The sequence below is a fragment of the Brachybacterium sp. J153 genome (assembly GCF_036311905.1).
In the GTDB taxonomy this organism is placed as follows: domain Bacteria; phylum Actinomycetota; class Actinomycetes; order Actinomycetales; family Dermabacteraceae; genus Brachybacterium.
Genome location: NZ_JAZDCH010000004.1, coordinates 209,970 through 229,219 on the forward strand (window position 1 = coordinate 209,970; position 19,250 = coordinate 229,219).

Sequence of the window (19,250 nt, forward strand, 5' to 3'; positions counted from 1 at the left end):
GTCATTCGCAGAATGCGAGTAGCGTGGATAGTTCGCGAGCTAGATCACGGTCAATATGTGACGCTCGTTTCATCTGCATTACTTCTTTCCGTGTGAACCATTGCGCGTCGGCGACGTCTAGGGCGTTACCGGGGCCGGTGTGGCGGGGCGAGGATCGTGGAATGCTGAGAACGTAGGTTTTGTGTGTCCAGTCGCCGTCTTCTGTTTCTATGCATCCCCGAATGTCATAGTTCCGCACTGTGAGACCGGATTCTTCCTTGGTCTCTCGTAGCGCGGCGCTAAGGTATTTCTCGGTCGGGGTTTTTCGCGCGCCACCGGGGAGCTGCCAGATGCCGCTTCCTGTGCGGTCCACCTGGCCGCGGCCTCGGCGGTATGACACGTCGACTGTGGGGTTCACGAGCAGGTAGCGGTCTCCGTGCTGGATGAGTGCATGTGCGGCCCCGTAGCGTCCCCAGCGCCCCGTGGCATGCCTGACGTCTCCCGAAAGTGTTGGCGGGCGTCGGGGGCGTGCTCCTGGGGGCGTGTGCGGGTGGTCGATCCGGCGAACATCGAGTGTGGGGTATCGGGAAGAAAGCAAATCTGCCAGATCGTTCGGAATCTGCTTCCCGGCCCACTCGCGCGGAACGTAGACAGTGCCGGTGAGCCTGTAGTTTGTGACTCTTAGTGTGCCGCGCGGTTCGGGGTCGGATAGGTCGCGGTATGCGCCAGTGCCGTATCCTTCAATATTGCAGATGGCAACGCCTTGTATGCCTTCCTCCTGCTTCGTAATGGTGTCAGAGAATGACGTGTTCTCGGTGAGCCAGTGCACGTACTTCGCGAGCGTTTCCGTTGTGTCGCATATTCGGTAGCCGCATGTGCAGTCGTATGCGTGATTAATCGCGGGCACAGGTTTCCAGCCGTTGAGCATTCGAGCTGCGAGTGAGCGGGGGCGGGTGAGCACTTCGTGATACCCGCAGATCGCGGTCTCGGCTTCGAGTGTGTCGGGATCGACCTCGCCATCCTTGCCTAGTAGGCCGTCCTCGGTGATGTAGCAGAACCGCCATCCGGTGATCGGCTTAGTGAATTCGGCGATTTGGTTTGGTTTGAGTGAGTAGTAGATTTCGTGTGGCATGCAGTTATGCTCTCTGTCGTATCGAGATGTAGTTGCCCTGCGCTGCTGAGGATGTACGTGTTGCCGCGCCAGTTGGTGCGCCAGGTTCCTGTGATGGTGTGCCCCTTCGTTTTTGGGCAGCAAAAAAGCCCCGACCCTGGGATGGGTCGAGGCTTCGCGGTTGTGAAGTGCTGTTCGCCTTCACTGTCTATATCGCACAGTCGGGGATGGTTTATGCGGCGAGTCTGATCATGTTCACGCATTCTCCACATTTGCAGTGGTTGCCGGGGTGGAATAGTTGAGTGTCAAGGATTTTTTGGAGGTGTTCGAGGTAGACGTGCTCGGTAGCTTTCTCTCCGGTGGGATCGAGATAGTTGGTCGTCTTGGTTTCGCCAGGGTTCATCAGCTCCCACAGCCTCCGGCGTCGTGCAGGCGTCAGGAGGCGCTTGTACGGCTCTAGAGCGTCCGCGTAAGGATCGCGCTCTGCGGGGGCGATAACGGGGCTTCCTGGGCCTCCCAGGGCGTCCAGGACGTTCCTGTCGAAGGTCGACCCGATGCCGAACGGGACTTCTGGGCGCTTCTCCGTGTGGCGGTTGAGGTATTGCTGTAGTCGCTTACTGAGTAGTCGGGTGATGAACGGGGGGGTGTGTGCGCGCTCGTGTATCTCCTGGGCGTGTGTGGCAGCGTATTCGTAGGTCCAGGATCGGAGTTCCCCTGCTGGATCGCTGGGGGTGCCTTGCCAGTGGGCGGGGAGTCTGCTGATGTTGTTGAAGTAGACGTTGCGGACCGCTTTGTCGATCGCGGCCCATTCGTCCTCGGTGAAGTCCCAGACGCCGTGCTTGGTTGCTTTCATGGGGCGTGCTTTCTGAGATGGTGAGACAGTGGCGGCTCTGAGGGCCGTTAGAGGTGTCCGTGAATGCGTAGGCGCTCACGGGCTGTTCGTCGCTTCTAGGGGGCAAAGAATGCCGTACAGGACTATGTGAGGCGGTCCGGTGTCCTCGTAGCGATGGGGGGCTTGCTAGTAGTGGCCCTGGGAGGCCGTAGGGGCCGTTCTGCGGGGTTTCTACGGCCCTGGGGCGATAGTCCCGTGAGTCCTGGTCTGACTGCGGCTCACGGGACGTGGGGGAGGTGTCAGGAGTTGAGCAGGTAGGGGTTCATCCGCAGGAAGTCGGCACGAGCCTTCTTCTGCTCGGGCGTCAGCTCGGGCTTCCTCAGGATCCCGTCGACATCGCGGATGTATCCCTGGCGGTCGATGAGGTTCTGCTCCGCCTCTTCGATCTGCTGGTTGTACTCGTGCCATTCGTCCGACCCGGGCTTGTGCAGACGATCCCGGTTCAACCGGAGCCCTGTGATCTGCTGGAGGTTCGGGTCGGGCTTCGGCTTGTGCTTCTCCCAGCGTCGATCTTCGAGAACGGCGAGTGCTTGCCCGATGTACTTGCCGCCTTCGTTCTGCTGCTCGTGATCGAGGTAGGCGCGAGTCGAGTCCACGAGGATGCTGTGATCGACGCTCTCGATCGTCTCCGCGTACTTCGCACGGGCGTCGTCAACTTTCCGCCGCTTCGTGCTCGGAAACAGATTGATCCACTCCTTGAATCCCTCCCCTGACGAACTCTCGGACCGGGGAGGGCGAGGCGCAGGCGAGTCCCGACGCGGGTGGATCTGATCGTTGATCTGATCAGGATCTGATGGGGTGATCTGTGGTTCACCCATTTCGGATCTGTGGATCACCCTTGAAGGGATCTGTGGATCACCCATCTCCACCGAAGGGGTGATCTGTGGTTCACCCATCTGGGGCGGATTCTGAGAAGGCAAGGCGAGGCGGTACTCGGACGCCTCGGGCTTCCCCTGCCTCCTCCCGCCGCGTGACTTGAGGATGAGGAAGCCGCGCTCCTCAAGCTTCTTCCGCACCGTCTTGACGTACCGGGGCGAGAGTCCGGTGTCCTCGGCGAGCTGGTTCACGGACGGGAAGGCGGACGCCATCTTCTCGTCGCTGTAGGTCCAGATCGTCATCAGCAACAGGTACTCGGCGGGTGCGAGGCCGCTGCGTCGGAGCAGGGTCACGTAGCGCATCTTGGACGGAGAGGACTCGGTGGCCATCTACTCGTCTCCTCTCAGGAATCGAGGCCGTCGATGCGGCCCCGCTCGATGATGTATTCGTTGGACAGGCGTCCGCCGTAGGGGTCGAGCCGCTGCACGGGGTAGAGGATTCGTCGGCGCTGGAGGTCGGCGAGTGAGCGGCGCACGGTCCTCGGGTCCATGCCGGTGCTCTTCGCAACCTCTCTGTACCCGGCGATTGCCGAGCTGCCGTTGAACGCCAGCGATGCGAGGTGCAGCAGGACGGCGCGGTCCCGTCGCGACAGGGCGGGCTGGTGCTCGATGCTGTGCATCAGGTCGGCCTGCCGTTCGGGGGCGGGCAGGGTGTCGGTGTGCATGACGCTCCTGTTCTTCAGCGGGCGCGCAGGGCGTCCATGAGGGCCTTGTAGGGGTGGATGCCGTCGCGGTGGGCGTCGGCGAGGAGAGCGCGCACGGAGCCGTCCAGGACTTCCTGGGCGGTCCTGCGGCGAGGCGGGGCGGTGATCACTTCCCCTCCCAGGTGCGCATGAGGTCGGCGGCGGAGATGCCGAGCGTGTCGGATAGACGCCAAAGGTCGTCCACAGTCGCGTCGGGGTTCGAACGGAAGTCGGCGAGGGCCTTGGCATGGGCGGCGTACTTCGCGGGGGTGAGGCTGAGGTGAGTCATGGCGTGCTCCTTCTGAGCGTGTTTTGGGTGGGCGGTGAGGGGACCGCCGTCTGGTGACGGTCCCCGGGTGGTGCGGGTGGTCAGATTCCGCCGCGTGAAGTAGCGGCCTTCTGCTGCTGAATCCAGGCGAGGACGTCGGACTCGTCGTAGCGGACGCGGCGTCCGAGCTTGTAGGACCGGGGTCCCTGCCCTGCGTGTCGCCAGTAGGCGAGCGTTCCTCGCGCGAGGCCGGTCATGTTCACGACGTCCTGCTCGGTGAGCATCGCCGGGGCGGTGGTGTGGGTCATGGGGTGCTCCTAGTGGGGTGTGCTGCTGCGGTTGTGGGGCGTTTGGTGACCGGTGCTTGCCGGTGCGCGCCATGAGTTCGGGCGTGCTCTCTCAGCGACTTCACGCCGTCGCTGTGGCGGGCCTGTATATCCCCCTCGGGCCGGGGTCCTCTCGCAATCGCGGGAGAGTCGTCAGCGGGCTTGCACTCGTCGGTGCCGCTGCGGTCTTCGCTGTTCAGTTGTCAACTCGCCGCCCCGCTCCTTGGGTGGCGATGACAAAGATACCCAACATTGAGGGGCTGTGACAACAGCACCTAGGTCACGAAACGGTAACTGCCTGGGCGGCTGTGGCACGATGGGTTGCATGTACTTCGCTTCGCCGCTGACACCGCCCTATCCGCCGTATCCGATGCCATGGTTCGCGGATCGCGAGTCGGTGGAGCTGGCACCGAACCTGTATGCGGCGCAGACGTCCAGCGGTAGCGCGGAGACGGAGCAGCGCAGACCTGACGGGACTGTTGCGTTCACCGTGAAGACGGAGGTCGAGCTCGTGCACTTCCGCTACGAGGTGCGGTCGCTCGCTATTGAGACGGAGCATCCAGGCGGCATAAGCGCAACATTCATCCGCAACTATCTCGTGGGAGATTTTGCCTCTCTCGGTGGACGTCGAAGCCTAGCGCAGCTTAACGAAGCCGGAGAGTGGTTTTCCTATCGACCATTCTTCCGCTATGAAGGCCCGCCGCTTTCGCCCACGGACGATGTTCTCAAAGAGGTTGCGAGAATTTACGCTTGTAGCTATGCGCTCAGCGAGAAGCCGACGCATCGCGTTGAGAAGGGACTGAACCTAAAGCGGTCTACGGCGGAGAATTGGGTCCGGCGCGCAAAGGATAAGGGCTACATTTATGCAGAGGCGTAACCGTAGAGCCGGCGTTGAAGACCTGTGGCACAACAAGGGGACCGGGGAGCCGACGGCCCGGCATCCCGCGACAGATAAGCCATGCCCCGGTGGAGGCAAGTGCAAGCTAGTCAAGCCGGGGCGGCGCTGGCGTGCCCGCTGGGTGGACGATCAGGGCAGGGAGCGCACAGAATCCTTCACGCGCAAGATCGACGCTCAGAAGCACGTAGAAGCGATTAGCGCAAACCTGCACCGTGGCGAGTATGTCGATCCGCGCTCCGGTGCGCAGACATTCGGTGCGCTCGCGGAGCGATTCACTGCTGGCCGAACGGTGAAGCAAAAGACAGCGTCCGGGGAACGATCACTGCTTGATTCCCGCATTCTCCCGCGATGGGAGAACGTGCAGCTGGCGCATATAGTCGAATCCGAGATTCGCGCATGGCTCGCCGACATGCAAAAAGAAGTGTCCTCCTCCCGTGCACGGCAGGCGTTCATCCTATATCGGCAGATTCTTGATCTTGCGGTTGCTGATAGGGCGCTCGCAAAGAATCCCGCTAAAGGCATGAAAGCGCCACGCGCTAAAACGTCACGCGATGCCGTATTCCTGACCGTCGATCAGGTGCACGAGATAGCCGACGCGATGCCACGCGCTGCGGACGCGGCCCTGATGCGCTTCCTCGCGTTCACGGGCCTGAGGTGGGGCGAGGCGGTGGCGATCACTGGTGACGCACTGGACTTCGACCGGCATATCGTCCACGTGCGCCGCACCTACTCCGAGGATGCAGGGAAGATCATCACGGGCACCCCGAAGGACCACGCGTCCCGCTGGGTGCCGTTCCCTGCCGGTCTGGACTCCGAGCTGCGAGCACTCGTGAAGGGCCGTCCTGGGGCTGCTGACGTGTTCCAGACGCCTGCCGGGGGAGTGTTGCGCTCCGGCAACTGGACTAGCCGTGTTCTGCGCCCCGCCGTGGTATCGGTGAACACTCCCGCCGAGGGCGAGGACGAGCGGCCCGACCCGATCCCCACCGCGCTACGTATCCACGATCTACGGCACACAGCGGCATCGGTGGCGATCCGGGCCGGGGCGAACGTGAAGGCGCTACAGCGGATGCTCGGGCACGAGTCGGCGACGATGACGCTGGACGTGTACGCGGGGCTGTGGGACGACGACCTGCTGGACCTTGGTGCGTCCGTAAATGCTGCTGCGTACCCACTGCGTACCGACGATGCTGCGTGATGGTCAGATATCGCTCTGACCTGGTAGCCCAGGCGGGGCTTGAACCCGCGACCGACGGATTATGAGTCCGCTGCTCTGACCGGCTGAGCTACTGGGCCGTGGCCCGTCAAGGGCCGGTCAGAATCTACCACCCCTGGTCCATGTGACCTGCCGTGATGCGCGGCCGTCGCGAGGTGCACCACGCCCCGGGATCGCCAGCGGGGGAGGAGGGGATCAGTCCACGCGCCGCGTCGCGGCGGCACCGCCGGTGCGGGTATCGCCGCCGGCGAGCTCGACCTCCTCGCGCACCACGCGGATCGTCGGCCGCTCCTCGGCCCGGGACGCCTCCATCCACGCCTCGAACACGGCGCCGCCCGGCGCGGCGGCGCCGCGACGGAGCAGCGGCTCGGGGCCGACGGGCCAGTCGATCGCCCGTCCGCGCGGAGCCGGCGCTGCCGTCTCGTGTCCGTGGGCGACGACATCCCGGAAGGCCTCACCGGCAGGCTTGAGGCGGCCCTGGGCGTCGAACAGTCCCAGGGTGTGCTCGAGCGGCGGGAAGTCCGCGAGGTCTGCGGACACGTCGTGCGAGCACCACCAGGTCACGCCCCACAGCTGGGGGACGTCGAGGGCGTGGACGATGGTCTCGGTGACGAACCACGGGACGTCCGCCTCCTCGAGCACGTTCCGCGGAGCGCCCACCTCCTGCAGCCACAGCGGACGCTCCGGCACAGGGGAGAAGCCGCGGGCGAGCTCGAGGTAGTACTCCCCGCGATGCGCTGTCTCGTACGAGCGGCCGCCGTAGCGCTGGCCGGTCCCGTCGAAGATCCACGAGTGCACCACGGTCGCGTCGCCGAGCGTCCCCGACTGGTCGGGCGTGAAGGAGTGGTCGTCGAGGAACCAGGCGGCGTCGTAGTTCGCGACGGAGTGCAGCCCCTCCGGCAACGACTCCCGGGCGGCGCCGAGCATCGTGGCGGTCCACTGCGCGGCCTGCTCGACGCTCAGCGGATCAGGGTCAGGGTGGTTGGAGGCGGAGAACTGGTTCACCTCGTTGCCGACGCTCAGTCCGATCAGATTCGGCGCCCCGGCGAGCTCCGCGCCAAGCGCCCGTACGAGATCCGCGGTGGAGGAGACCACCTCTGAATCGGTGAACATGTTGCGGCGATGCCAGGAGGTGAGCCAGCTGGGCACGAAGTCGAAGCTCGAGAGGTGCCCCTGCAACGCATCGACCACGACGTCCAGCCCGACCTGCGCCGCGAGGTCGACGACGGTGCGCACGTCCTCGAGGGCGCGGCGCCGGATCAGGGTCCGGTTGGGCTGCAGCAGCGGCCACAGCGGGAAGATCCGCACGTGATCCGCGCCGAGGGAGGCGATCGCGGCGAGATCCTCGACGATCTCCTGGGGCTCCAGATCGAGCCAGGCGTGGAACCAGCCGCGGCGAGGTGTGTAGTTGACGCCGAAGCGCGGCGGGACGGCGGGGGAGGGGGAAGACATCGTCGTCCTTCCGGCTGATCGGGTGGAGGGCGCTCCGAGACGGGCGTGCCGATCCCGCAGGTGAGGCGTGACCGGTCCGGTGGGTCATTCCACGGGTCGGACAGCTGCACGGGAGGCATCCTGGCGACTACTATAGCGCTCAAGTAGAAGACTGGGCGAGCGCTCTCCTCCTGTCTCCACGACCTCGGGAGGAATGTCATGAGCACCCCCAGCACCTCCAGCAGTCCCGCCCGGCGAGGCAGCGGCCGCGGCCAGCGCGTCACCATCGCGGACATCGCCGCCCGCGCCGGCGTGACCTCCGCAGCGGTCTCCCTCGCGGTGAACGGCCGCCCCGGCGTCTCCGACGCGACCCGCGCCCGCATCCTGGAGATCGCCCGCGAGCTGCACTGGGAGCCGTCCCCGTCGGCCCGCGCGCTGGCCGGCGCACCGGTGCTCTCGGTCGGGATGGTGCTCGCACGCCCGGCCGAGGTGCTCGGCAACGAGGCCTTCTTCGGGGCCTTCTCCGCAGGGCTCCAGGAGGTGCTGAGCTCCCGCGACTACTCCCTGCAGATGAAGATCGTCGAGTCCGCCGAGGCCGAGATCGACACCTATCGTCGCTGGTTTGCCCAGCGTCGCGTCGACGGGATCGTCATGGTCGACCTGCAGCTCGAGGACCCGCGCATCCCCGCCCTCGAGGAGCTGGGGCGTCCGGCCCTTGTGATCGGCGGACCCGGCCATCACGGCACCCTCCCGTCGGTGTACGTCGACGACGCCCTCGCGACCCGCCTCCTCGTCGAGCACCTCGCCGATCTCGGCCACACCCGCATCGCCCGCGTCGCCGGCACCCGGGGCTACCACCACACCGCCCAGCGCGACGAGTCCTTCCTCGCCGTCTGTGCCGAGCGGGGCGCGACGGGGACCCTCCACGAGGCGGGCTTCGGGGCGCTCGGCGCCGCGCGCTGCGTCGCGGAGCTGGTCGCCGGCGAACAGCCGCCGACGGCGATCATCCTCGACAGCGACGAGATGGCCCTCGCCGGCGCGCACGTCCTCCAGGAGAGCGGTGTCGACATCCCCGGCCAGGTCGCGATCGCCAGCTACGAGGACTCGCCGCTCGCGCGGATGCATCGGCCGCCGCTGACCGCGATCGGTCGCTCGGCCGTCGAGTACGGCCGACGTGCCGCCCATCGCATCCTCGAGCTCATCGAGGAGGACCGCGGGGCACATCGCGGCGGGGGAGCGGCCGACGGGCGGGACGCCGCCGAGGACGCGCGCCCCGAGCTCCGGGCGATCGAGCCCGAGCTGATCATCCGCGCCTCGAGTGACCCCCGGGCCGCGACCGATCCGCTGCTGCTCGCCGTCGACGGGGACCCCGACCGGACCGTCGGCGGATCGTCCGCCACCCAGGGTTAGATGCGTCATAGTGCCCGGTGGGCGCGGGGAACCGGCGTGCGCGCACCCCGGGGATCCTGCTAAAGTCTCTCAGGTCGATCCCGCATAGCTCAACGGCAGAGCACTCGACTGTTAATCGAACGGTTGTTGGTTCGAATCCAACTGCGGGAGCCCACGCAGGAAGAGCCCCGGAGAGATCCGGGGCTCTTCCCATGTCAGCACCTGCCGCACCCGGCGGCGACCGCCGCACGTCGGCGGCCGCGCCCGACCCTGGAGGACCGCCATGCCCACCGTCCCCGTTGACACCTTCGACCTGCCCGAGGACTTCGGCCCCGGCAGCGTCTGGGCGGACCGCACCGGTGCGCGCACCCTCGTGGGCCGCAACCAGCGCGGCGTCGAGATCCGCATCGGCCACGGCGAGGGCGAGATCAACCCCGGCGAGCTGCTCAAGCTGGCCCTGATCGGCTGCGCCGGGATGTCCAGCGACGTGAACCTCGCCCGCCGCCTCGGGGAGGACTTCCCGATGCGCCTGTGGGCCCACGGCACCTCCGATCCTGCCGACAACCGGTACCACCGCGTCGAGGAGCAGGTGCAGCTCCCGCTCGAGGGCCTCTCGCCCGAGCAGATCGCGACCGTGGTGAAGGTGTTCTCGCGGGCCGTGGCCGCCGGCTGCACGGTCGAGCGGAGCGTCGTCCCCGGCCTCGAGGTCGCCCACCGAGTGTTGGGCGCCGAGACCGACCAGGTCGACGCCGAGGCCGGCCCCGCCGACGCCGAGACCGGCTCCGAGGTCGGTCCGACCGGCGCCGACGCGCGCGCCGAGGGCGAGGGGGGCCAGGGATGAGCGTCCGTCCCATCCGCCTCGTCGGCGATCCCGTGCTGCGCACCCCCTGCGACCCGATCCGCTCGGTCACCGATGCCACCCGCCGTCTGGTCCGGGACCTCGAGGACACCGTGGACGACGAGGCGCGCGCGGGCGTCGCCGCGAACCAGATCGGCGTCAGCCTGCGCGCCTTCTCCTGGCACCTGCCCACCCACACCCAGCGGGTCGGCCACATCCTCAACCCCGTCATCGTCGAGCTCTCCGACGAGCTGCAGCACGACGACGAGGGCTGCCTCTCCGTGCCGGGGCTGTTCTTCCCCCGCACCCGCTCCGCTTTCGCGCGCTGCGTCGGCACCGACGTCGACGGCGCCGAGATCGAGCTGGCCGGTGAGGGCATCATCGCCCGCCTGATCCAGCACGAGGTCGCGCATCTCGACGGGGAGCTCTACATCGACGGCCTCGAGCGCTCCGTGAAGAAGAAGGCGTTGCGCCAGATCAGGGAGACCCTCTAAGCTCGGACCCGTTCGACCTGGAGCCTCGTTCTCCTGCCGCACCCTCGGGCGCGGCGAACCCCGGCAGTTCCGATACGTGGGGAAGACGCATCGGAGACCGGAAGGAACGAGATGACTCAGGGCGTTCTGTATGTGCACTCCGCGCCGCGAGCCCTCGCACCGCATATTGACTGGGCAGCGAGCGGAGTCCTCGGCGTGCCCTCCCGCTTCCGTTGGGAGGAGCAGCCCGTCGGCCGCGGCCTGCTGCGCGCCGAGATGACCTGGCGCGGCCGCGAGACGACCGGCGCCCAGCTCGTCAGCGCCCTACGCGGAATGCACGAGGTGCGCTTCGAGGTCACCCAGGAGGCCACCGCCACGAGCGACGGCGCCCGCTGGTCCTGCACCCCGGAGCTCGGCATCCACCACGCCGCGACCGACCGCGCCGGCAACATCGTCCTCACCGAGGACCACGTGCGCGGCTGCCTCGAGCGGGCGGGCGATGACCCGCTGGCCCTCAAGCGCGAGCTGGGCGTCGCCCTCGGCGAGCCCTGGGACGAGGACCTCGAGATCTACCGCCATGCTGGCGAGGGCGTGCCCATGCGCTGGCTGCACCGCGTCAGCTGAGCCGACGCCGGCGCACGTCGGCTTTCTTCTAGACGACCCCTGGCTCCCCGCCGTGCGCGTCGTTCCCCGCAGTGCGCGTCGTCGGGTGCTGCGTTTGGACCGCCTAGAGCCCCTGGTGACGGTCCAGATGCAACACTCGGGCGCGGCGCGGCGCGGCGCGGCGGGAGCGGGGATCGGGGTACGGCGGACTTGGCGAGGCCATAGCTCGAGGTGTGGCGAGTGCGGAGAAGATTGGCGTTCGCCCCACCCCACAACGCAGAGCGCCCGCCCCCGTCGAGGGGAGCGGGCGCTCTGCGGCTGTCGGGCTCAGGCGCTCGTGACCACCACAGCCAAGTCGTGGACGTCGAAGCCGAAGGTGGTGTTTAGCACGGCGACGTCGCCCTGGGACAGCTCGACCGGCGTGTTCTGCGCGATCGCCATCGGCGTCTCGGGATCGAGGTTCTCGATGTTGATCGTCGGCGGGGCGATGCGGTGGTGCGCCGCGAGGGTCGCGAAGAGCGTCTCGAGGGCCCCGGCGCCGCCCAGCAGGTGACCGGTCATCGACTTGGTCGAGGAGACCACGATCTGGTCGGTGACCCCGTCGAGCGCGGCGGAGACCGCGTTCAGCTCCGCGATGTCGCCGAGCGGGGTGGAGGTGCCGTGGGCGTTGACGTGCACGATGTCCGCGGCGGTGAGGCCCGCGTCGGCGACCGCCTCGCGCATGGCACGGGCCTGGCCCTCGAGCGACGGGGCGGAGATGTGGTACGCGTCGGAAGCCATCCCGCGACCCGCGACGTAGCCGTAGATCCGGGCGCCGCGCGCCGCGGCGTGCTCCTCGCTCTCGAGCACGAGCATCGCCGCGCCCTCGCCGAGCACGAAGCCGTCGCGGTCCACGTCGTAGGGACGGGACGCGGTCGCGGGGTCGTCCGTGCGCGTGGACAGCGCGCGGATGTTCGCGAAGCCGGCGAGCGGCAGCGGATGCACGCACGCCTCGGTGCCGCCGACGACGACCACGTCCGCACGGCCGGCGCGGATCATGTCGAAGCCGAGGGCGACGGCCTCCGCGCCGGAGGCGCAGGCGGAGACGGGGGTGTGCGCCCCGGCCTTCGCGCCGAGGTCCATCTCGATGTGCGCGGCCGAGGAGTTGGCCATGAGCATCGGCACGGTGAAGGGATTGACCCGTCGGGCGCCCTTCTCCCGCACCACGTCCCACTGGTCCAGGATCGTCCATACGCCGCCGATGCCGGTGCCGACCACCACGCCGAGGCGCTCACCGGGCACCTCGGGGGTGCCCGCGTCGGCCCAGGCCTCGCGGGCGGCGATCATCGCGTACTGGCCCGAGGGGTCGAGCTTCTTCGCCTCGGGGCGGGCCAGGTGGTCGAACGGGTCGATCCGCACCTCGCAGGCGAAGTTCACGGCGAGGCCGTACTTCTCCTGCCAGTCGTTGTCCAGGGTGCGGGCGGTGGAGGTCCCGGCGAGGGCCGCCTCCCAGGTCGAGGCCACGTCCCCGCCGAGCGGGTTGACGGTGCCGAGGCCGGTGATGGCGACACGGGTGCTTGCTGCGGACATTCAGACCTCCGGTGCGAAGTGCGGGAACGACGACGCCCGGGACGGAACCCGTCCCGGGCGTCGGGCGGGAGTCAGGACTGGGCGCCCGCGATGTACTTGACGGCGTCGCCGACGGTGGCGAGGTTCTTGACCTCTTCGTCGGGGATGCGCACGTCGAACTTCTCCTCGGCGTTGACCACGATGGTCATCATCGAGATCGAGTCGATGTCGAGGTCGTCGGTGAAGGACTTCTCGAGCTTGACGTCCTCCGTGGCGACACCCGTCTCCTCGTTGACGATCTCGGCGAGGCCCTCGAGGATCTCGTTCTCGGTGTGTGCCATGGGTTCTCCTTAGGTTTCCGGATGGTGTGGCGGGGACAGACTACCCGCGCGGGAGGCGGTCGCCCGGCAGGGGCCGCTAAGTGACCGGCGGGTCGTGATCGGGGCGACAGCGGCTGTCGCCCCGGGACCGCCGGTGCGGTGTCAGGGGAGGATCAGCACCTGTCCGGCGTAGGCGAGGCCCGCGCCGAAGCCGAACTGCACGAGCACGTCGCCGCTCTTCGCGGCGCCCTCCTCGAGCAGGCGATGGGTCGCCAGCGGGATCGAGGCGGCTGAGGTGTTGCCGGTCTCGGCGATGTCGCGGCCGATCACGACCGACTCGGGCAGCTTCAGCTGCTTGGCGAGCTCGTCGATGATGCGCATGTTCGCCTGGTGCGGCACGAACACGTCGATGTCGTCGACGGTCAGGCCGGACAGTTCGAGCATCTCGCGGATCTTCTCCGCGGTGTGCCACACGGCCCAGCGGAACACGGTGCGGCCGTCCTGCTCGAGGGTGGGCCACTCGGCGGTGCCGTCGCGGTAGTCGATCATCGACCCGGTCATCCGGATCGTGTTCCAGTTGTCGCCGTCGGATCCCCACACGGTCGGGCCGATCAGCGGCTCCTCGCTCGCCCCGACCACGGCCGCTCCCGCACCGTCGCCGAGCAGGAAGGAGATCGAACGGTCGGTGGGGGAGACGAAGTCGGAGAGCTTCTCCGCCCCGATGACCAGCACGTTCCGGGCGCTGCCTGAGCGGATCAGGGCGTCGGCCTGGCCGATGCCGTAGGCGAAACCGGCGCAGGCGGCGGAGATGTCGTAGGCGATCACGTCGGGGCGCCCCAGCTCGCCGGCCAGCAGCGTCGCGAGCGACGGCGTGGGATAGGGGAAGGAGATCGTCGAGACGATGATCGCGTCGAGGGTGTCGAGGGCGATGCCGGAGCGCTCGATCGCCTCGCGGGCCGCCGTGAGGGAGAGGTCCTTGACGCCCACCTCGCGGGAGGCGCGGGTGCGGGTGACGATGCCTGTGCGCTGGCGAATCCACTCGTCGGAGGAGTCGATCGGGCCGACCAGGTCGTCGTTGGGGACGACCAGGTCGCCGCGGGCGGCGCCGTAGGCGAGCACCCGGGAGCCGGCGACGACGGGATGGGTCTTCAGTGTCGGGGCCATGCTCAGTCCTCCTGTGCGGCGGCGGTGCCGGCGTGCTCGCGCACCAGGGCGCGGGCGGTCTCGAGATCATCGGGCGTGTTGAGGGTCGCGAGAGCCATGCCCTTGAGGTCGCGCTTCGCGAGGCCGACGAGGGTGCCGGCCGGAGCGACCTCGAGCATCGCGGTGACCCCGCTATCCCGCAGCGCCCCCATGCAGGCCTCCCAGTCGACGGGGGAGGCGACCTGGGTGACGATCAGGTCGAGATAGCGGGAGCCGTCGGTGACCACCTCGCCGCCGGCGTTGGAGATCAGCGGCGCGCTCGGGTCGGAAGGGGAGAGGGTCGGGGCGAAGGCCGCGAGCTCCTCGCGGGCACCGGCCATGTACGGGGTGTGGAAGGCCCCGGCGACCTGCAGCGGGATCACCCGGGCGCGGGCCGGGGCGTCCTCGCCGAGGGCGGCGATCGCGTCCACGGCGCCGGCGGCGACGACCTGCCCGGCGGAGTTGATGTTGGCGGGGTGCAGGCCGTGGCGGGAGATCGCCTCGAGCACCTCCTCGCGCACGCCGCCGACGACGGCGGCCATGCCCGTCGGCTCGGCGGCCGCCGCGCCGGCCATGGCCCGGGAGCGGACGGCGACCAGGCGCATCGCGTCGGCGTCGGAGAGCACCCCGGCGAGGGCCGCGGCGGTCACCTCGCCGACGCTATGCCCGGCGATCAGATCGGCGGCCGGCAGGGCACCCGCGTCGTCCGCCGCCTCGCGCAGCCGGGCCGCGGTGAGGATGCCCGCGGCGACCAGCAGCGGCTGCGCCACCGCGGTGTCGCGGATCGTGTCCGCATCGGAGACGGTGCCGTGCTGGGCCAGGTCGAGCCCGGCGGGCTCGGACAGGGCCGCGAGCTCGGCGTCGACGCCGGGCAGCTCGAGCCAGGGGGACAGGAAGCCGGGCTTCTGCGCTCCTTGGCCGGGGCAGACGATCGCGAGCACGGGAACCTCCAGGGGAGAGATCGAGGGCGGTCCGGTCGGTGCCGAGCGGATCCGCTCAGGGGATGGAAGACGGCACCGGGCCGCCCGTCCCGGAGGACGGACGGCCCGGTGCGTGGATCAGGACTCGCCGCCGAACGACCCGGACTGGCCGGCGTTCACGTTCGTCAGGTCGTACTTGTCGATCGCCTGGCGGACCACCGACGGGTCGACCTTGCCCTCGCGGGCGAGCAGCTGCAGAGCCTTGACGACCATGGAGTGCGCGTCGATCTTCAGGTGGCGTCGGGCGGCCGGACGGGTGTCGGAGAAGCCCCAGCCGTCGGCGCCGAGGACGCCGTAGGCGCCGGGGATCCACTCGCGGATCAGGTCCGGCACCAGGAAGTCGTAGTCCGAGGTGGCCACGAACGGGCCGTTCACGCCCTGCAGACGCTGGCTGATCCACGGGGTGCGCGGATCCTCCGGGTTCAGCAGGTTGTGCTTCTCGGCCTCGAGGGCCTCCTTGCGCATCTCGGTCCACGAGGTGACCGACCAGACGGTCGCGCGGACGCCCCAGTCCTCAAGCAGCAGCTCGCGGGCGTGCTTCGCCCACGGGACGCCGACGCCGGACGCCAGCAGCTGAGCCTCCGGGCCCTCGCCCTCGGGCGCGCCCTCGAGCTGGTACATGCCCTTGAGCAGGCCCTCGACGTCCAGGCCCTCGGGCTCGGCCGGCTGCACGATCGGCTCGTTGTAGACCGTGATGTAGTAGAAGACCTCCTGCAGGCGGTCGTCCACGCCGTACATGCGCTGCAGGCCGTCACGGATGATGTGCCCCAGCTCGTAGCCGTACGCCGGGTCGTAGATGACGGTCCCCGGGTTGGTGTAGGCCAGGATCGGCGAGTGGCCGTCCATGTGCTGCAGACCCTCGCCGGCCAGGGTGGTCTTGCCGGCGGTCGCGCCGATCACGAAGCCCTTGGCCATCTGGTCGCCCGCGGCCCAGAAGAAGTCGCCGGTGCGCTGAAACCCGAACATCGAATAGAAGATGTAGAACGGGATCATCGGGTAGTCATGGGTGGCGTACGAGGTGCCCGCCGCGGTGAAGGCCGCGGTCGAGGAGATCTCGTTGATGCCCATGTGCTTGATCTGGCCGGAGGTGGACTCCTTGTAGGCCAGCAGCAGGTCGCGGTCCACCGACAGGTAGTTCTGCCCGTCGGGGTTGTAGATCTTCGCCGTCGGGAACAGCGAGTCCATGCCGAAAGTGCGCGCCTCGTCGGGGACGATCGGCACCCAGCGCTTGCCGGACTCCTTGTCGCGCATGAGGTCCTTGAGCAGGCGGACCAGCGCCATGGTGGTGGCGATCTCCTGCTTGCCGGAGCCGCGACGGGCGACCTCGTAGGCCTTGTCGCCGGGCAGCTCGATCGGCTTGTGCTCGGTGCGGCGCGAGGGCACGGGGCCGCCGAGCTCGCTGCGCCGCGACTTCAGGTACTGCATGACCGGGCTGTCCTCGGCCGGGAGGTAGAGCGGCGCGTCGTAGACGCTGCCCGACTCGAGCTGCTCGTCGGTGATCGGGATGTGCAGCGTGTCGCGCAGGGCCTTGAGGTCCTCGAGGGTGAACTTCTTCATCTGGTGGGTCGCGTTGCGACCGGCGAAGTTCTTGCCCAGGCGGTAGCCCTTGATGGTGTGGACCAGGATGACGGTCGGCTGACCGGTGTGCTCGGAGGCGGCCTTGAAGGCGGCGTGGATCTTCCGCGTGTCGTGGCCGCCGCGGTTCAGCTTCCACCAGATGTCGTCATCGGACATGTCCTCGACGAGCGCCTTGGTGCGCGGGTCGCGGCCGAAGAAGTTGTCGCGGATGAACCCGCCGTTCTCGGCGCGGTAGGTCTGGAAGTCGCCGTCCGGGGTGGAGTTCATCAGGTCGATGAGCGCACCGTCGGAGGAGGCCTCGAGCAGCGGGTCCCAGCCCGAGCCCCAGATCACCTTGATGACGTTCCAGCCGGCGCCGCGGAACTGGCTCTCCAGCTCCTGGATGATCTTGCCGTTGCCGCGCACCGGGCCATCGAGGCGCTGCAAGTTGCAGTTGACCACGAAGGTGAGGTTGTCCAGGTGCTCCTTCGCGGCGATGTGCAGCGCGCCGCGGGACTCGACCTCGTCCATCTCGCCGTCGCCGAGGAACGCCCAGGTGTGCTGCTGGGAGGTGTCCTTCAGGCCGCGGTTCTGGAGGTAGCGGTCGAAGGAGGCCTGCTCGATCGCGGCGACCGGGCCGATGCCCATCGACACGGTCGGGAACTCCCAGAAGTCGTGCATCGCACGCGGGTGCGGGTACGAGGGCATGCCGTGCTCGGAGGAGAACTCCTGGCGGAAGCCGTCGAGATCCTCCTGGCCGAGGCGCCCCATGGCGAAGGCGCGGGCGTAGATGCCGGGGGAGGCGTGCCCCTGGAAGAACACGTGGTCGCCGCCGCCGGGGTGGTTGCGCCCGCGGAAGAAGTGGTTGAAGCCGACCTCGTACATGTTCGCGATGGACGCGTAGGAGGAGAGGTGGCCGCCGACGGAGACGCCGGGTCGCTGGGCGCGGTGCACGAGCATCGCGGCGTTCCAGCGGTTGATGTCGCGCAGCTCGCGCTCGAGCTCGGTGTCACCGGGGTACTCGCCCTGCGCCGAGACCGGGATCGTGTTCACGTAGTCCGTGGTCAGCGAGTCGGGCAGGTCGAGGTCGTTCACGCGCGCATGCTGGATGAGGCTCTGGACGACCTCGGAGGCCCGCTCGGCACCACGATGCTCGATGAGACCGTCGAAGGAGTCGAGCCATTCGCGGGTCTCCTCCGGATCCGGATCCGCGGCATGGCTGGGCAGATTGATGCCGATGGGACGAGGGGTCTCGTGCGAAGTCACACTGTCCTTCTCTCTTCGGAGGCGCTGGACCGGCCAGGGGAGCGGGTGTCTGCAGTGGGCACGGCTCCGTCGGCCTCGGTCCGGCAAGCCTACCGTCGCCATGGGTCCCGAGGTCCTTCACGATCCCTCCTCATCTGTGAGACTCGGGACACCCGGACGGATGCCGAACGGGGGTGTTCCCTGTCCCTGGCCGGTGCAGCGGTGCGCCGCGTGTCATATGATCGGCCGCGCGCAGTCCGCCCCCGGGTCCGACGGACACGGGTCGGGCGCGCCGGGACCACCCGGTCCCGTCGTTGTTGTCTTTCCCGTGAGGAGCCCTTTCTTGTCACCGTCGGCCGACGCCCCTTCGTCCAGCTCCGCTGCCGAGGCCCTGTCCTTCACCACCGGGCAGATCGTGCAGGAGTTCGGGTACGACGACGACGTGGACCTGGATCTGCGCGACGCCATCGAGGACCTCATCGGGGCTGATCTCGAGGACGAGGACAGCCAGGAGATCGTCGACGGGGTCATCCTCTGGTGGCGCGACGGCGACGGCGACCTCACCGACGCCATGGTCGACACCCTCGCGACCCTCGCGCCGGGCGCCCCGGTGTGGGTGCTCGTGCCGAAGGCCGGCCGCGACGGCCACGTGCTCCCCGCAGAGATCCAGGAGAGCGCCGGCACCGCGGGTCTGCGCGTCATGTCCACCGTCTCGCTCGCCGCGGACTGGACCGGCACCCGCCTGGCCAGCCGCAGCTGAGCGCACGCCGTCGGCCGGGTCGCTCGGCCGACGGACGCCCCTCCGGGGCGCGGGGCCCTGCCCCGATACGGGTCGTTAGCTCAGCTGGTCAGAGCGTCTGGTTTACACCCAGAAGGTCGGGGGTTCGAGCCCCTCACGACCCACCGCAGTTCAGAGCGCGGCTCGCTCCGCCCTGACCCCCTGCGGCCCCACCGGGCCCCGCCCCTGCCGCAGAACTTCCGCATCTGCCGCAGAACACCAGCCCCCGCCGCAAAACCCCCGCAGACTTGGGGGAATAAGCGTCTTATTCCCCCAAGTCTGCGGGGGTTCTCGCGGCGTCACCGGTTGAGGGGCGTCCAGGGCGGGACACGCGCGCGGGAAGAACCGTCCCAGCAGCCCTCAGCCCGTCACCCAGTAGATGGCCAGCAGGACGAGCGGCACGGCGAGCAGCAGCACCACCCAGATGCCCGAGGCGCGACGGTCCTGCTCGCGCTCCTCGGCGGTGGGCTCGGGGCGCTCCGGGCGGCCGTCGCGCTCCCACTGCTCGCGCTCCTGACGGCGACGCACCAGTAGCCGTCCGATCAACACGATCATCGTCACGAGGACGCAGACGAACAGGGCGGCGAGGATGAGGGTGTCGATCGGGCACCTCCGGGGGACGGCGCGGTCTGGCGGTGTGAACGCGCGGGTCGGGCGGACT

21 protein-coding genes and 3 tRNA genes are annotated in these 19,250 nt (G+C 68.4%); 9 read left to right on the top strand and 15 right to left on the bottom strand.

Annotation, left to right across the window (positions count from 1 at the left end; translation table 11 throughout):
* Nucleotide 1 precedes the first annotated feature (1 nt).
* The 7 genes from V1258_RS02645 to V1258_RS02675 all read right to left on the bottom strand — a co-directional run bounded on the left by V1258_RS02645 (nt 2) and on the right by V1258_RS02675 (nt 4,116).
* A complete protein-coding gene (locus tag V1258_RS02645; RefSeq protein WP_329748227.1) occupies nt 2-1,111 on the bottom strand; it encodes an NUDIX hydrolase in 1,110 nt (369 codons plus the stop codon).
* A 211-nt stretch (nt 1,112-1,322) separates the two neighbouring features.
* Nucleotides 1,323-1,943 (bottom strand): hypothetical protein, encoded by a 621-nt coding sequence (locus V1258_RS02650; RefSeq protein WP_329748228.1) that lies wholly within the window; start codon nt 1,941-1,943, stop codon nt 1,323-1,325.
* A 278-nt stretch (nt 1,944-2,221) separates the two neighbouring features.
* A complete protein-coding gene (locus tag V1258_RS02655) occupies nt 2,222-3,187 on the bottom strand; it encodes a helix-turn-helix domain-containing protein (protein WP_329748229.1) in 966 nt (321 codons plus the stop codon).
* A gap of 14 nt (nt 3,188-3,201) precedes the next feature.
* Nucleotides 3,202-3,522 (bottom strand): helix-turn-helix domain-containing protein, encoded by a 321-nt coding sequence (locus tag V1258_RS02660; protein WP_329748230.1) that lies wholly within the window; start codon nt 3,520-3,522, stop codon nt 3,202-3,204.
* Between the two features lie 14 nt (nt 3,523-3,536).
* Nucleotides 3,537-3,671 (bottom strand): hypothetical protein, encoded by a 135-nt coding sequence (locus tag V1258_RS02665; RefSeq protein WP_329748231.1) that lies wholly within the window; start codon nt 3,669-3,671, stop codon nt 3,537-3,539.
* Nucleotides 3,668-3,829: a hypothetical protein gene (locus V1258_RS02670; RefSeq protein WP_329748232.1), complete on the bottom strand. Its 162-nt coding sequence runs from the start codon at nt 3,827-3,829 to the stop codon at nt 3,668-3,670. The genes V1258_RS02665 and V1258_RS02670 overlap by 4 nt, the downstream gene beginning before the upstream one ends.
* A gap of 80 nt (nt 3,830-3,909) precedes the next feature.
* Nucleotides 3,910-4,116 carry a helix-turn-helix transcriptional regulator gene (locus V1258_RS02675; RefSeq protein ID WP_329748233.1) on the bottom strand — a complete coding sequence of 69 codons (207 nt, stop codon included), beginning with the start codon at nt 4,114-4,116 and terminating at the stop codon, nt 3,910-3,912.
* 343 nt (nt 4,117-4,459) lie between these two features.
* Here V1258_RS02675 and V1258_RS02680 point away from each other — a divergent pair, with 343 nt between their 5' ends.
* Nucleotides 4,460-5,011 carry a hypothetical protein gene (locus tag V1258_RS02680; protein WP_329748234.1) on the top strand — a complete coding sequence of 184 codons (552 nt, stop codon included), beginning with the start codon at nt 4,460-4,462 and terminating at the stop codon, nt 5,009-5,011.
* A 142-nt stretch (nt 5,012-5,153) separates the two neighbouring features.
* The gene (locus V1258_RS02685) at nt 5,154-6,227 is read left to right on the top strand and encodes a tyrosine-type recombinase/integrase (protein WP_329748235.1); all 1,074 of its coding nucleotides are present in this window, start codon (nt 5,154-5,156) and stop codon (nt 6,225-6,227) included.
* 21 nt (nt 6,228-6,248) lie between these two features.
* Here V1258_RS02685 and V1258_RS02690 read toward each other — a convergent pair.
* Nucleotides 6,249-6,325: transfer RNA gene (locus tag V1258_RS02690), tRNA-Ile, on the bottom strand.
* Nucleotides 6,326-6,440: 115 nt separating this feature from the next.
* Nucleotides 6,441-7,697 carry a glycoside hydrolase 5 family protein gene (locus tag V1258_RS02695; protein ID WP_329748236.1) on the bottom strand — a complete coding sequence of 419 codons (1,257 nt, stop codon included), beginning with the start codon at nt 7,695-7,697 and terminating at the stop codon, nt 6,441-6,443.
* Nucleotides 7,698-7,895: 198 nt separating this feature from the next.
* Between V1258_RS02695 and V1258_RS02700 the strand changes: the two genes are divergently transcribed.
* The 5 genes from V1258_RS02700 (at nt 7,896) to V1258_RS02720 (ending at nt 11,000) form a co-directional block, all read left to right on the top strand.
* Nucleotides 7,896-9,086: a LacI family DNA-binding transcriptional regulator gene (locus V1258_RS02700; protein ID WP_329748237.1), complete on the top strand. Its 1,191-nt coding sequence runs from the start codon at nt 7,896-7,898 to the stop codon at nt 9,084-9,086.
* Between the two features lie 78 nt (nt 9,087-9,164).
* Nucleotides 9,165-9,236, top strand: a tRNA-Asn gene (locus V1258_RS02705).
* Nucleotides 9,237-9,348: 112 nt separating this feature from the next.
* Nucleotides 9,349-9,906 carry an OsmC family protein gene (locus V1258_RS02710; protein WP_329748238.1) on the top strand — a complete coding sequence of 186 codons (558 nt, stop codon included), beginning with the start codon at nt 9,349-9,351 and terminating at the stop codon, nt 9,904-9,906.
* The gene (locus V1258_RS02715) at nt 9,903-10,397 is read left to right on the top strand and encodes a peptide deformylase (RefSeq protein ID WP_329748239.1); all 495 of its coding nucleotides are present in this window, start codon (nt 9,903-9,905) and stop codon (nt 10,395-10,397) included. The genes V1258_RS02710 and V1258_RS02715 overlap by 4 nt, the downstream gene beginning before the upstream one ends.
* 111 nt (nt 10,398-10,508) lie before the next feature.
* On the top strand, nt 10,509-11,000 hold the full coding sequence (locus tag V1258_RS02720) for a DUF3145 domain-containing protein (RefSeq protein ID WP_329748240.1): 492 nt from the start codon (nt 10,509-10,511) through the stop codon (nt 10,998-11,000).
* A gap of 306 nt (nt 11,001-11,306) precedes the next feature.
* On the opposite strand, the gene V1258_RS02725 is transcribed toward V1258_RS02720, so the two are convergent.
* From V1258_RS02725 to aceE, 5 genes are all read right to left on the bottom strand, one after another.
* The gene (locus V1258_RS02725; RefSeq protein ID WP_329748241.1) at nt 11,307-12,548 is read right to left on the bottom strand and encodes a beta-ketoacyl-[acyl-carrier-protein] synthase family protein; all 1,242 of its coding nucleotides are present in this window, start codon (nt 12,546-12,548) and stop codon (nt 11,307-11,309) included.
* Nucleotides 12,549-12,619: 71 nt separating this feature from the next.
* Nucleotides 12,620-12,868, bottom strand: a complete 249-nt coding sequence (locus V1258_RS02730; protein ID WP_329746589.1) for an acyl carrier protein — start codon at nt 12,866-12,868, stop codon at nt 12,620-12,622.
* Nucleotides 12,869-13,009: 141 nt separating this feature from the next.
* Nucleotides 13,010-14,011 carry a beta-ketoacyl-ACP synthase III gene (locus tag V1258_RS02735; protein WP_329748242.1) on the bottom strand — a complete coding sequence of 334 codons (1,002 nt, stop codon included), beginning with the start codon at nt 14,009-14,011 and terminating at the stop codon, nt 13,010-13,012.
* A 2-nt stretch (nt 14,012-14,013) separates the two neighbouring features.
* On the bottom strand, nt 14,014-14,970 hold the full coding sequence (locus tag V1258_RS02740; protein ID WP_329748243.1) for an ACP S-malonyltransferase: 957 nt from the start codon (nt 14,968-14,970) through the stop codon (nt 14,014-14,016).
* 117 nt (nt 14,971-15,087) lie between these two features.
* The gene (gene aceE, locus V1258_RS02745; RefSeq protein WP_329748244.1) at nt 15,088-17,832 is read right to left on the bottom strand and encodes a pyruvate dehydrogenase (acetyl-transferring), homodimeric type; all 2,745 of its coding nucleotides are present in this window, start codon (nt 17,830-17,832) and stop codon (nt 15,088-15,090) included.
* A 322-nt stretch (nt 17,833-18,154) separates the two neighbouring features.
* Here aceE and V1258_RS02750 point away from each other — a divergent pair, with 322 nt between their 5' ends.
* The gene (locus V1258_RS02750; protein WP_329748245.1) at nt 18,155-18,571 is read left to right on the top strand and encodes a DUF3052 domain-containing protein; all 417 of its coding nucleotides are present in this window, start codon (nt 18,155-18,157) and stop codon (nt 18,569-18,571) included.
* 69 nt (nt 18,572-18,640) lie between these two features.
* Nucleotides 18,641-18,714: transfer RNA gene (locus V1258_RS02755), tRNA-Val, on the top strand.
* A 235-nt stretch (nt 18,715-18,949) separates the two neighbouring features.
* On the opposite strand, the gene V1258_RS02760 is transcribed toward V1258_RS02755, so the two are convergent.
* The gene (locus tag V1258_RS02760) at nt 18,950-19,144 is read right to left on the bottom strand and encodes a hypothetical protein (protein WP_329748246.1); all 195 of its coding nucleotides are present in this window, start codon (nt 19,142-19,144) and stop codon (nt 18,950-18,952) included.
* Nucleotides 19,145-19,250: the final 106 nt, after the last annotated feature.